Source organism: Wolbachia endosymbiont of Wiebesia pumilae (assembly GCF_017869285.1).
GTDB lineage: Bacteria > Pseudomonadota > Alphaproteobacteria > Rickettsiales > Anaplasmataceae > Wolbachia > Wolbachia pipientis.
On sequence record NZ_CP054557.1, the window covers coordinates 1,218,018 to 1,230,933 of the forward strand.

Consider the following 12,916-nt stretch of genomic DNA (forward strand, 5'->3'; position numbering starts at 1 on the left):
AGGGAAAGATAAGAGGATGTGTTTATTCGGAGACAGTGTAAGATTTCTTAATTTAAATTTAGGTGCACTTAGCCCATTCTGGTGATAACAAATTGGAATAGATAAGATATGATAACTAACTCTTCTGCGAGTATATAGTTTTGCCGGACACAACAGTACGTACTACGTGTCCTTTTACTTTGCGACCATCGAAAGGAGAATTCTTTGATTTACTAGCAAAGTTGTCAGTTTTAATTTCCCATTCATGATTGAGGTCAACTAAAATTAAGTCTGCAGCAAGGTTTTTTTGTATACGACCACGTGGTATGTGTATTATATCTGCAGGCTTATATGTCAATTTTGCAAGCACATCAAGTAGACCCATTTGCCCACTGTGATAGAGTTCAAGTGAAAGGGGCAGCATTGTTTCAAGACCAACAATACCAAATGCAGCATTTTCAAGTGGTAGATCTTTAGAACTACGATCATGCGGAGCGTGATCAGTTGCAATGCAATCAATCACACCTGTCTTTAAACCTTCAACCATAGCTAAACGATCTTCTTCAGTGCGAAGCGGCGGATTCATTTTTGCAATTGCTCCATGTTGTTTTACTATATCTTCAGTCAAAGTGAAGTGATGAGGGGTTACTTCGCACGTAACATTTAATCCCAAATCTTTTGCACGTTTAATAGCATCAAGTGAATCTTTTGAAGAGACATGTAGAATATGGTAGTGCACATTTTCCATATCCTTCATTAGCAGTATATCACGATTTACCATAACCGATTCTGACGCACTCAAGATCCCCTTTACTCCCAATTCTTCAGAAATTTTACCTTCGTTGATTGCGCCACCAGCAGATAAATTTAAATCTTCTGCATGTTGAGCAATAGGAACATTCAGCATACTTGAATAAAGCAGCGCCTGTCTCATAATCATTGGGTTCATAACTGGCATGCCATCATCGGTGAACCCAACCGCACCTGCTTCCTTTAAAAGTGCCATTTCAGTCAGGTGTTCTTCCGAAGTGGTGATTTTAGCGTAAAATTCAACGTTTACATGTGAAGTTTCAAGTGCTCTATATTTCAAATATTTAGCCAAAATAACGCTATCAATTGCTGGAACAGTGTTTGGCTGACAAACTACAGTTGTAACTCCCCCCGCAGCTGCAGATTTGCTGCCTGTATATATAGTTTCTTTATGTTCCTGGCCTGGTTCACGAAAATGTACGTGAATGTCAATAAGGCCTGGCATTAGAACAAGCCCTTTACAGTCTATTGTTTCATCAACTCCACTTGTTGAAAATAATGATTCACCAAAGTCAACAATTTTATCCCCTTCAGTCAATAATGAACCTTTTATATCAAGTTTAGTTTCCGGGTCGATAATACGAGCATTAGTATACGCAATTTTATAGCCTTCCTTTTGCCCTGTTTGCAACAAATCCCAAGTTTGAGTCATTATATTTGAGTATCGATTATAAAATAAATCTAAAGTTTTTTTAATAAAACACAACCAAATTAAAACACAGACTAAGTGTATGGTCCCAGAGTGTGATGGTGTGGATTTAGTATAAATAATTCTGGAGACTGTGTCCACTGATAACATATAAATTCGTAAGGAGTAAGACCCTTAAGAGTTTTGAGTCTCTTTGCATAATTATAAGCCATAACAAAGTTATAAAGGTGTTCTTTAAGTTGCTGGTGCGATTGATAGTAATACTTCTTAACTGTAGCATCCTTTAAAGTTTTATTCATACGCTCGACTTGCCCATTCGTCCAAGGATGGCTAACTTTTGTCAAACGATGTTCAATAACATTCCCTTCGCAAACTCTATCAAATATATGTTGGAAAGCATACTTATGACGCTTCTGGTTTGTAAATTGTATACCGTTATCTGTCAAAATAGTATGGATTTTATACGGTAAAATTCTAATCAAATTACGTAAGAACTCAGCAGCTATGGGTTTTGTAGCACTGTTACGCAACTCAACATAGGTAAATTTGGATGTCCTATCAATAGCAACAAACAAATGTAATTTGCCCTCCTCAGTTCTAACTTCAGCAATATCAATATGAAAGTAACCGATAGGATATTGTTTGAATTTCTTTTTTGACTTAACTTCTCCATCAACAGTTGGTAATCTGCTAATGTTGTGTCTTTGTAAACAACGATGCAAGCTAGAGCGAGTCAAATGCGGAATTGTAGACTGCAGAGCGTAAAGGCAATCATCTAGTGGCAGTAGTGTATACTTGCGAAATGTAACTATTATAGCTTCCTCTTCTAGCGTTAAAACAGTCGATCTTGGACGCTTTGGACCCATATCAGCATCTTTCGTAAATGAACGTTTTCTCCACTTAATAATAGTTTTTGGATTAAGGTTATAATGCTTGGAGAGTTTTGCTATGCTCTCTTTTCTATTTTGTATTGCTCTACGAATCGTCTGTGTTGTTTTGGCGCACCCATGCAATATTTGTCCCATAACTCCTCCTTTGATGGTATTTTTTTCTCATATTTTATCATACCATCACACTCTGGGACTGTACACTAGTTAGCTCAGTTTTAACGTTAATGTGTGAAGCTCTGAGTTCTGTTGAAGGATTTTCCAGCTGAATATCTAGCTCATTCTGTATGTTCGATAAACAAATTAAAGCTGAATCAAAAATTTCATCACACTGCTTTGCTTCATGTATATCATCAATTATTTCCTCGAATTCTTCCACATCATCCATTTCTTGCGGCGCACTTTTTAATATCGCTTTTATTTGGTTTAAGTTTTGACGAATTTTCTCCTGATATCCAACAATTCTCTCTTGATATATATCAATCATTTTTTGACATGCGTTGCCTCTAAATGGATGTTCTTTTTTCTCTTTTATGTAAGAATTTTGAAAGTCTTTACAGTTAAGGATTGCTTCTCTATGTTTTTTTATGTCATTAATTGCGCTGATTATCGACTTATCTATTTTCTTTAAATTTTCTTCCCGTTCTTCTCTTTTAATTATACTTTTGGATTCATTTTTTATCTGGTTCATTTTGTCATACAGGTTTCTGCATCCTTTGTAAGATGCCATTGGTTGTAACATTCCTTCTTTTACACCTTTATTGTAAAAATTCTTCAACTCATCACTTGATAGTATTGTTATAGCATCTTCCCTTTTACCTTGTGATTTAGGATACTTTTTATTCAATAAACTAACATGATTTAACAAGAAATCTCTAACTAGCCCTTCTTTTTTTACTTCGGATAATCTTTCTAGTGTTTCTATATATTTCAGAGTTTCCGCAAAGAGCTGTCCACCAGAGGGAGCAAATCCTTGAAGTGATTTACTCTGTGCTTTACAAAAATCGGTTTGTAAAAAATCTTCAGCTTGTTTTTTTATTACTGAAAGTTCATTAAAGGCTTTTTCTGGATTGATTTTTCTCAAAATACTAATAGCTTTTCTAATCGCTTTTTCTCTCTTTTTATTATCTTGCTTTTCATTTAATATGAGATGTTCAGTTTTGGTAAAAGCATTACCTTGATCACTCTTTGCAATGTTACAAACGATGTTTTTTACAACTTCTTCGGTTGCTGCATAATCTATTTCTTTTGCAAAGCAGTCAACAAATGATTGCCAAACTTTTTTATTAACAAGTTTACTTGTCTTATTTTCAAAATCTTCTATATCTTTGAATCCTAAAATAGTATAGAGATTTTTTTCGATTATTGGTTCGGCATGTTGTTTTGCCACTTTACCTTTTATATTGAATGGAAATTTACTAATCTTAGTTGTACCCACAATGTTACCTCAATATTAACGCTATCTATAAAAGTATAAAGATTTAATATTTAATTTTTAATTAATACTAGCACAGCTAACTACGGGAGCATTATGCTAGCATCAATTAACACTTTAACTTCTAACTTGTCATCAGTAATATTGTTTATATAAAAACTATAATTTTTTATGCCTGAACTTGGGAATATATTGCTATTGCTAGCCTGCTTATTGTCTTTGACATATTTGTTTTTACCGCTTAGTTCTTGTCGGTTTATTACCACTGCCATATTTTTTTGTGTATCAGCGTCAATGGCTATTTTGATCTACTGCCACATTACAAATGATTTTTCACTTGAAAACGTATACTACCACTCACACACAACAAAACCTTTGATCTACAAGATTTGTGGTGTTTGGGGAAACAAAGAAGGGTCCATGTTGCTTTGGACCTTAGTGCTTGTCATGTATTTATTACTAATGGATATTTATATACCTTCTGTCATCCCAGTTTCCCCCTCTGTCATCCCAGTCTCTTCTTCTGTCATCCCAGTGCCCAGACACTGGGATCCAGACAATTTAATTGCAAATGAGTACATCAAATGGCAGTGTAATAAAAACTGGATTCCAGTGTCAAGCACTGGAATGACACCAGAACGAACTAATGGTAGTAAATTAAAAAAAATATCTCTTATCACTCATGGGCTGATTTGCTTTTGTTTTTTGCTGTTCACTTTAATTGAATCCAGCCCCTTCACTAAAATGCCAGGCATTGAAACAGATGGATTGGGTTTTAATCCGATATTGCAGGATATAGGCCTTGCTATTCATCCACCGATATTATATTTGGGGTACCTTGGATTTAGCGTTCCTTTTTCGCTCTCTATAGCTGGATTAATTTTAAATACTGAAGGAAATGTTTGGGCTAAAATTGTCAGGCCTTGGGTACTTATTTCTTGGTCGCTGCTCACTTTGGGCATCAGCTTGGGTAGCTGGTGGGCATATCGCGAACTTGGGTGGGGTGGATTTTGGTTTTGGGATCCAGTGGAAAACGTTTCTTTGATGCCGTGGCTAATTGCAGTAGCGCTGACACATTTGTTGCTCGTGGTACGGAATTTCAATGTTTTAAGGAACTTTGCTATTTTACTTACGCTTACAACTTTTATATTGAGTGTGACTGGAACATTTCTAGTCCGCTCAGGAATACTTACCTCAGTGCACACGTTTGCAGATGACCCAAGATATGGACTATATATATTAGCTCTACTTGGTGTAATTACAGTCAGTAGCTTAGTAATATTTGTAGTATTTACGAGAAAAAATCACACGCCTGCGATGTCATTCCAATGCTTGACACTGGAATCCAGAAAGAAACTTGCTACTCAAGTGACAGAGGGTAGAAGATTCTTTTCACGCTTTACGATGATACTGATGAACAATTTATTATTCATCACTGCCTTTTTTATCGTATTCGTTGGCAATTTATACCCTACAGTGCTTGAGTATTTAACCGGTGAATTAATTTCAGTTGGAGCACCATATTACAATTCTTTATTTAACTCTATTGCACTAGCTATTCTAGTGCTCACCATGATCGGGCAATACTGCAGTTGGCAGGGAAATAGTCTATTGCCAATATTCCGTGAATATAGATTTTCATTCTGCAGTGCTGCAGCTATTTTGCCGTTTATCTTTCACATGGAGCTAATAATTGTGCTATCAATTACTATCTCCATAGCATTATTAATCTTTGTTTTAGAAGCATACAGTAAAAGAATTCGTTTATTTAAGGTAGCATTTGGTGAATCAATTTTATTAGCAAGAAGAGTTTCTAAGTCCTACTATGCAATGATGCTTGCTCATGCTGGAGTGGCAATTCTAGTGCTTGGTATAGCTTATTCAGTTGGTTGGCAGGAGAAAAAAGAAAATTACTTAAAAATAGGGGATAGCATAACAGTCAATAAATTTAAAGTTACTTTACGCAATATTGAGCTAATAAAAGAAAAAAATTTCCATGCAGTGAGGGGTACAATGGATATCAGGAATTTGCTGAATAATAAGATATTAGGTGAAGTAACTCCTGAATATAGATTTTACCTTGCGGAAGGTCAGAAAAATGTTGAAAGCAGTATCTACCACAATTTGCTTTCTGATATTTATGTTGTAATTGGAGAGATTGATAAGAGTAAGAGCAAAATCGCAGCCAAAGTGCACTATAAACCTGGAATGTCTATAATCTGGCTTGGATCCTTTCTTATCGCTTTTGGTTCGCTCCTTGCTGCTTTTCCTTTTAGTGGACGAGCAAGGATTGTCTAGCTGTCGTGGATTTTATTAACAACGCTCCTAGGTCCAGAGTGCAACGTATGAGAAATTACCGAGCTATAGATACTGATTTGCAAAGGTTAGAACCAAAGAAAGTTATATTTTTTTATTGACAGACCTATATATTAAGATATTCACTAAGGGATTAGTGAGTAATGGTTATACAATATGAATGGTGGGGTATCAGGCAAGGAAAAAGTTATACGCACTCCTTTCGATTTTAAGGAGCCTTACAGCGATTGGCGTCAAATTTTTAAACGTCCTAATCAACAGTATAACCCTTCCAACTATGATTCGTCGAGCGAAATAAATGAACACGATATAGAAACTCAAAAGATTGAAGAAGGTGATGGCCATGATTCAGGTATTAGTTCCGATGATGAGGATGACCGGACAACTTATACAGCAGTACAATTAACTAATGATTCTCTTGATAGCCAAAGATATACAGGAATATGCATTCCAACACCAACTGATGGTTGGGTAGGTGAAAATAATCATCAGACTGGTTTATCAGGTGATTTGCCAGACGTGAGTAATAATCCACAAATTTTTGAAAGTACTGATTCAGTACAGCTAGATAATATTGTTTTTAGCAATCTAATTCAGCTTTCCTTGATTAGTCAAGAGCATAATTCTACCTGCAATGATCATGTAATTTGTGATTCAGGTCACAATTCTGACGATGAGGATCAGATTCCAGAGGACTTTCCTTCAAGGAAACGAGTACGATCGATTGAAATTGATCAGTTTGAACCGTTGTACAAGAAGAGGAAAATAGAAGCACAAAATAATCAAAAATATACAGAAAATGTATGTAATCCAACAAATGGTGGTTTGTTAGGTGAAAGTGATAATCCACAAACTTTTGAAAGCGATCCTTTACAGCATGGTAGTAATGGTTTAGGTTATAACTTCAATGGTTATAGTCAAGCAACTTATAGTAAATTAAGTGCTTCAGATCAAGAAGAGGGTCAAGGCTATTCTTTAGGTGGTTCTTGTGAAAATAAAGAAAATTTGACAAAGGGCGCTGGTGGTAGTAATCAGACTTTTGAAGGTGAACAGAAAAGCTCAGAATTTCCGAAAGTTGACAATTGGTCAGATAGTGATGGGAACTCAGAAGATAGTTCGGACTCAAAAAAGGGTTCGTACTATAGTTCAGGTAATCTTGATTCAATGGAGTTAACAGATGATTTGGATTCAGAAAATGATCGGGACCTAGAAGATGATAATCCTTTTCTAAAAGACTCACTTTTTATGAAACTAAAAATGTCGTTAACTCAAAGTAAACAGGATCTGATTGATAAATGCTGTGGGGAGGTGAGAGGTATAACAGAACAAAATGAACAAAAAGATATAAAAAATACTCCAGAAAGTATTAAGTGCATAGTAGCTAAATACTTAGAAAAAGAAGTAATGTTAAATTTAAAATGTAGTTGTTGTAACAAAACTGTAACAAATACAGTATTTGAAGAAATAAAAGATCTTACTAGTGGTAGTCATATAAGTAACAGAAGTAACACTTTTGTATTTGATAACTTTCCCTATCAAAGTAAAGATAAAAACTGTAACAAAGAAAGTAAAGGTCAAAACTGTAACAAAGAAAGTGAAGATCAAAACTGTAATAAAGAAAGTGAAGATCAAAACTGTAACAAAAAAAATGAAGTGTCCGAAGAGGACATTATCAAAAGCATTGTTAGTAATTTATTGTTAGAAGGTGGGAAAGTAAAACGCCATAATTTTTTCGATGGGAATGAGTTTGAGCAGATAGTTACTTGTAATGGATTTGATGATGGTCTTTCTGAGAAATGTAAGGAAATTGAAAGCAAGCTAAAAGGTTTAGCATATGAAAGTATTGTAAACAAAAGCAAGCAGACTCAAAATGTATTAGGAGTAGACAAGGATAATAGATATTTTTGTATAGAGTACTCGCAAGATAGTATTGTTGAAGTTGCAGAAATCCTAAACAATGAAAAAGCCAAAGACTTAAATTTAAGAGTTGGCATACTCAAAATTGGAGAAAGTATAGTAAGAGTTGAAAATGTAGAAGAAATAGGGGGAAAAAGAAATTACATGGATGTCTCAAAAGGTGGTATTGAAATGTCTTTTACTACTGAGGTAGGAGAGATAAGTATTTATCTAAGTCCTAGTGAGAAAGGCAGCAATAAAATAAAAGTGGAGATTGATGGGGAAAACAGAGCAAGGCTTAATGAGTTAAAAAATAGGGGAAAAAGTTTAGGGGAAAACTGTCTTTTAGGAGGAAAAAGTGTTGAGGAAGCTATAGAGCATGAAAGTTTTGAAAGATATGGCAGTGTATCTAACACTGCTATGAAGGAACCTAGCTTAGGTTGCGTTGCTAACATAGCAAGGGGGGGATAAGCTTGCAGAGATAAAATGATGGGCCAAATTGGCAGTATTTCGCTTTTGTAATGTACTTCAAAATGGTAGTATGCAAGCTAGATAGAACTTAATTGACAGACAAGAATTAACTGATGGAAAAATTGACATAATCAAACAATCACAGAATAAACTAGTGAATTTTTTGAAAAGTATATAAAATTCAAGTTTAAGTAAATAGCATGGCACTTAGACTCATTCCAGACAACCTCGATATCAAGTTTAGTAAATATAGGGATTTGACTGCATTAATTAGCATTATTCTTATCATCTTTTCAATATTCACTGTTGTGCTGCGTGGAGTGAACTTAGGCATAGACTTTGCAGGCGGAATTTTGATAGAGATAAAATCTTCAGATGAGAATCACTCTATTCTCGATGCATTAAAAGAAAATGGTTTTACAGTGCAGAGTTCAAAAGCGGGTGATAATTTAGTCATGCGTTTTAAAGATGAAGGAGATGAAGATAAAATCAAAAAGATAAAAAGCATACTAGAAGAAAAGCTGGGGAGCTCAATAAGCTATCGTAAAATAGACTATGTTGGCCCACAAATAAGCTCAACACAAATATTTGAAGGAATGTTATCCATGTTGATCGCGATTGTTGGAATATTTTTTTACGTTTGGTTTAGATTTAATTGGCAATGTGGATTCAGTGGAATAACAGCACTGATTCATGACGTGATTTTAACTGTTGGTTTTATTAGCCTAACTGGCATTGAGTTTAATATTTCATCAGTTGCAGCTCTCCTTACTGTCATTGGTTATTCAATCAATAACTCAGTAATTATATATGATCGGATTCGAGAGTATCGCAGGAGTGGTAAAGGTGGGCGGATGAGTGAGGTAGTAGATGCAAGTATCAACGCTACATTATTTCGCACTATATTAACTTCTGGTACAACCCTTCTTGCTGCTCTTCCTTTGGTATTAATCTGCACAGATGCAGTGAGAGACTTCAGCTTGATCATTTTTTTTGGTATTTTGATTGGCACTTGTTCTGCAATATTTATTTCTGCTCCTATATTGACCTACAGAGCTTTGATAAGTAGATTGTAGAAGTGTTTAGTCGCGGTATAATATCAACTTATTATCTCTTATAGTGAAATGAAAATACCTTAAAAAGCTCATTCCAAGTAGTGAATGAGACATAGAATGAGTGTTAACGCTTGCCTGTACATCATTAATCAAAAAATTTCCTATTTTAACTTGAGGTATTTGAACCACTCCAGCTTTTATTTGACCTTTCGCAGTTTCATATATTTTAAAATCCTGAACATTTTGTAAGTTAATACCAACATGTAATGCGTCTTTTTGTGATAGAACAATATCGGTTGCTCCAGTATCAAGCAAAAACGTTATATTGCGATCATTGACTTGAGCCTGAATATAAAAGTGTCCATCATATGACTTCGTAAATTCAATACTTCCACTATTCTGACCGCTATTTTGAATTCTTCCTTTATATGGTAAAAAAGTACTGAGAAATCTGTCGCTTAGTTTGTCCCTTTGTGAATCAATAAGCATTGCAGTAGTGGCTATTATTAGCAACCAAATAACTAGATTTTTCACCGCGTTCATATTGTTAAAATTTGAAGCTATTAAAATAAATTTTAAAGATCAGCGTTAAAAGTTATTATTAAAAATAAGTAAATTTCATTGTTTTAGTACAATATTTAGTATACACTTTAAGAAGATATGTTTGATTTAATTTCATGTCAGAAGCAAAAAGTTTAATTTTGGCAGCTATCCTTTCCATGTTAATCATGGTGTCTTGGCGTATTATTTATGATAATTTTTTTAGTACAAACCAAAACCAGCCATTGATTGAAAATATTGAACATATCGAATCTTTTAACGACCTTGCTCCTATAATATACCAAAATCGTTCTGAAATTATTAATTCTACTCGAGAACAGAGGGTTAGTTTAACCAATAACATGATTAAAGGATCAATTTCTCTGAAAGGTGCAAGGTTTGATGACTTAATTTTAACTAATTACCACTTAGAACCGAGTTCTTCTTCTCCACAAGTGGTGTTACTGTCACCTGCAGAATCAAAAGATGTATATTTTGCAGAATTTGGGTGGCTCGATCCGAGTAACAAGATTAAAGTTCCAGATTCTAAAGCAGTCTGGCGAGCAGATAAACTTAATCAAAAAGAGGTCAATTTATCTTGGGACAATGAGAATGGCATTTTATTTAGAATGAAAATTAACCTCGACGATAATTACATGTTTAAAGTTGAGCAAGTTGTTGAAAATAATACAAAGGATAATGTAGTTTTGGTTCCTTATGGTAAAATTAACCGTAAACGTGACAATATCAACGAATCTTATTGGATATCCCATGAAGGAGTACTGGGTGCATTTGATAATAAACTAGAGGAGTGGACATATAAGGATATTTCCAAAAAACATTTAATAAAAGCAAGCACGAGTGAAAAAAATTGGTTTGGTTTTGCTGATAAATACTGGCTCACAGCCATCATACCTGAAAAATCTGATAAAATAAATGTAAGCATTAAACACACAAACGTTAATAATACTGATAAATTCCAAGTAGATTTTGTCAAACCTTACAAGAGCATACTTCCTGGTGCAAGCGTTTCTAATGTGAATTATTTTTTTGCTGGAGCAAAAAAGTTGAATTTACTGGATTCTTATAAGGACACTCTCAATATACCCCTGTTTGATAAAGCTGTAGATTTTGGTGTTCTTTACTTTATAACTAAACCAGTGTTTTTACTGCTTGAATATTTTAACTTCGTTTTAAAAAATTTTGGCTTAGCAATATTATTGCTGACTTTAGTAATCAAACTTTTGATGCTTTCCTTATTTAATAGATCATATATTTCGATGTTTAAGGTAAAAAGCCTGCAGCCTGAATTAACTCGTATAAAAGAGTTGTATAAAAATGACAGCTTAAAGCAGCATAAAGAGACAATTGCATTGTTTAAGAGAAACAACGTAAATCCAATGTCGAGCATTTTTCCCATGCTAATACAAATACCGGTATTTTTTGCTCTATATAAAGTATTATTTGTTACTATAGAGATGAGGCATGCTCCTTTTTTTTTATGGATTAAGGATCTTTCAGCTCCTGACCCAACGAACATCTTTACATTATTTGGGTTGTTTAATTATAACTTTCCTATTTCTATAGGCATTTTACCTATAATTTTCGGTGCCACCATGATAATTCAGCAGAAGCTAAGTGAGAAAGATCAAACCAGTAAAGATGATATTCAAGTAAATGTTATGAAGTTTTTACCTTACATTTCTGTCTTTATTTTTTCTTCTTTTCCTGCCGGCCTGGTAATATATTGGATATTTAGTAATATTATAACTCTAATTCAACAGTCATTAATAAAGTTGTTTTTAACAAAAAAAGTGGTAGTAAATGTCGAGAATACTAATAGTTAATTCGATTTATTATACTGAAATAGCGAACCTTTTGCTTGAAGGTGCAATTGATAAATTAAAAGGCAGTAATGCCAGTTACGATGTAGTTGAGGTTCCTGGTACATTTGAGATACCAGCTACAATTCTTTTTGCAGTTAAGAGTGGGCATACTAATTATGATGGTTATTTAGCTCTTGGGTGCGTAATTCGCGGTGAAACCGATCATTATCAATATGTTTGTAAAGGAGTAATTGAAGGCTTAAATGAGGTTGTTATGCATTATGCAATACCCCTTGGTATGGGTGTAATTACCGCTGACAGCAAAGATAAAGCACTAGTTAGAGCTGATAAAAACAAAAAGAACGTTGGTGGCCATGCAGCCTCAACTGTTTTGCGTATGATAGATTTACACAATAAATTAAAATAATGGAGGAAAAACCAGTAGATAAAAAGTGGCGCATAAAAAGAAGCACGGCAAGATTTCTTGCTGTACAAATTGCTTATTCAAATATTTTCGTAGGTTACAACAAAAGCACTTTTAAACTGGAAAATTGTGAGCTTAAGGACTACATAAATAAGTTGAAAGATATATTTGAATGTGAAGAATTTGAACATCAGTTCTTAGAAAACTTGTTATATAAGGTTATAAAAAGCAGTGAAGAATATGATAAAATAATAGAGTCTTATTTACACCCAAGTTGGTCCCTTTCACGGTTAAATCTTATAAGCTTATCTATTTTGCGTGTTGCAATATGTGAGTTAGCTAATTGTGATACGCCAGTTCCAGTTGTCATTAATGAATATACTAACATTGCATCTGATTTACTTGATAAACCAAGCGAAATTGGTTTTATTAATGGGTTATTGGATAAGGCAAAAGATGCAGTTAAATTAAATAAAAATCCTTAGCAATTATAGCCAGCAAGCACAAGGTGTCATCCGAGTAGCTGCTGTATGAACATTGTCTACCAGATCCCAGTGCTTGACACTGGAATGGCTTTGTTGCATAGCAACTGAAAAAATCTGGTGGCTACTGACAAAATTCATTATAA

General features: G+C 34.3%; 11 protein-coding genes. 6 read left to right on the forward strand and 5 right to left on the reverse strand.

The genetic code is table 11. From position 1 onward, the window contains the following. Positions 1 to 115: 115 nt before the first annotated feature. The 4 genes from HUB92_RS06355 to HUB92_RS06860 all read right to left on the reverse strand — a co-directional run bounded on the left by HUB92_RS06355 (position 116) and on the right by HUB92_RS06860 (position 4,032). Positions 116 to 1,441: a dihydroorotase gene (locus HUB92_RS06355; RefSeq protein ID WP_022626228.1), complete on the reverse strand. Its 1,326-nt coding sequence runs from the start codon at positions 1,439 to 1,441 to the stop codon at positions 116 to 118. A gap of 71 nt (positions 1,442 to 1,512) precedes the next feature. After that, the gene (locus HUB92_RS06360) at positions 1,513 to 2,463 is read right to left on the reverse strand and encodes an IS481 family transposase (protein ID WP_209472749.1); all 951 of its coding nucleotides are present in this window, start codon (positions 2,461 to 2,463) and stop codon (positions 1,513 to 1,515) included. A 37-nt stretch (positions 2,464 to 2,500) separates the two neighbouring features. Continuing rightward, complete coding sequence (locus HUB92_RS06365; RefSeq protein WP_209472751.1) at positions 2,501 to 3,763, reverse strand: hypothetical protein; 1,263 nt, start codon at positions 3,761 to 3,763, stop codon at positions 2,501 to 2,503. 80 nt (positions 3,764 to 3,843) lie between these two features. Continuing rightward, positions 3,844 to 4,032, reverse strand: a complete 189-nt coding sequence (locus tag HUB92_RS06860) for a hypothetical protein (protein WP_022626229.1) — start codon at positions 4,030 to 4,032, stop codon at positions 3,844 to 3,846. Here HUB92_RS06860 and ccsA point away from each other — a divergent pair. The 3 genes from ccsA (at position 3,989) to secF (ending at position 9,519) form a co-directional block, all read left to right on the forward strand. Then, positions 3,989 to 6,058: a cytochrome c biogenesis protein CcsA gene (gene ccsA / locus HUB92_RS06370; protein ID WP_458695331.1), complete on the forward strand. Its 2,070-nt coding sequence runs from the start codon at positions 3,989 to 3,991 to the stop codon at positions 6,056 to 6,058. The two genes, HUB92_RS06860 and ccsA, sit on opposite strands and share 44 nt — an antisense overlap. Positions 6,059 to 6,232: 174 nt before the next feature. Next, positions 6,233 to 8,443 carry a hypothetical protein gene (locus tag HUB92_RS06375; RefSeq protein ID WP_209472755.1) on the forward strand — a complete coding sequence of 737 codons (2,211 nt, stop codon included), beginning with the start codon at positions 6,233 to 6,235 and terminating at the stop codon, positions 8,441 to 8,443. 200 nt (positions 8,444 to 8,643) lie between these two features. Then, a complete protein-coding gene (secF, locus tag HUB92_RS06380; protein WP_209472756.1) occupies positions 8,644 to 9,519 on the forward strand; it encodes a protein translocase subunit SecF in 876 nt (291 codons plus the stop codon). Positions 9,520 to 9,525: 6 nt separating this feature from the next. Here the strand turns inward: secF and HUB92_RS06385 are convergent, their stop codons facing one another. Continuing rightward, positions 9,526 to 10,041, reverse strand: a complete 516-nt coding sequence (locus HUB92_RS06385; RefSeq protein ID WP_006279648.1) for a TIGR02281 family clan AA aspartic protease — start codon at positions 10,039 to 10,041, stop codon at positions 9,526 to 9,528. Positions 10,042 to 10,175: 134 nt separating this feature from the next. On the opposite strand from HUB92_RS06385, the gene yidC reads away from it, so the two are divergent. From yidC to nusB, 3 genes are read left to right on the forward strand one after another with little or no spacing between them, the layout of a single operon-like run. Then, positions 10,176 to 11,885 (forward strand): membrane protein insertase YidC, encoded by a 1,710-nt coding sequence (gene yidC, locus HUB92_RS06390; RefSeq protein WP_095742636.1) that lies wholly within the window; start codon positions 10,176 to 10,178, stop codon positions 11,883 to 11,885. After that, positions 11,863 to 12,291, forward strand: a complete 429-nt coding sequence (locus tag HUB92_RS06395) for a 6,7-dimethyl-8-ribityllumazine synthase (protein ID WP_006279647.1) — start codon at positions 11,863 to 11,865, stop codon at positions 12,289 to 12,291. Before yidC ends, HUB92_RS06395 begins: the two co-directional genes overlap by 23 nt. Next, positions 12,291 to 12,773: a transcription antitermination factor NusB gene (gene nusB, locus HUB92_RS06400; protein WP_007549265.1), complete on the forward strand. Its 483-nt coding sequence runs from the start codon at positions 12,291 to 12,293 to the stop codon at positions 12,771 to 12,773. The genes HUB92_RS06395 and nusB overlap by 1 nt, the downstream gene beginning before the upstream one ends. The last annotated feature ends 143 nt before the right edge of the window (positions 12,774 to 12,916 follow it).

Coding starts and splice junctions, on each gene's coding strand:
- yidC (WP_095742636.1), top strand. CDS start 10,176: ATGTCAGAAGCAAAAAGTTTAATTTTGGCAGCTATCCTTTCCATGTTA.
- HUB92_RS06385 (WP_006279648.1), bottom strand. CDS start 10,041: ATGAACGCGGTGAAAAATCTAGTTATTTGGTTGCTAATAATAGCCACT.
- nusB (WP_007549265.1), top strand. CDS start 12,291: ATGGAGGAAAAACCAGTAGATAAAAAGTGGCGCATAAAAAGAAGCACG.
- HUB92_RS06375 (WP_209472755.1), top strand. CDS start 6,233: ATGAATGGTGGGGTATCAGGCAAGGAAAAAGTTATACGCACTCCTTTC.
- HUB92_RS06860 (WP_022626229.1), bottom strand. CDS start 4,032: ATGGCAGTGGTAATAAACCGACAAGAACTAAGCGGTAAAAACAAATAT.
- HUB92_RS06355 (WP_022626228.1), bottom strand. CDS start 1,441: ATGACTCAAACTTGGGATTTGTTGCAAACAGGGCAAAAGGAAGGCTAT.
- HUB92_RS06395 (WP_006279647.1), top strand. CDS start 11,863: ATGTCGAGAATACTAATAGTTAATTCGATTTATTATACTGAAATAGCG.
- secF (WP_209472756.1), top strand. CDS start 8,644: ATGGCACTTAGACTCATTCCAGACAACCTCGATATCAAGTTTAGTAAA.
- HUB92_RS06360 (WP_209472749.1), bottom strand. CDS start 2,463: ATGGGACAAATATTGCATGGGTGCGCCAAAACAACACAGACGATTCGT.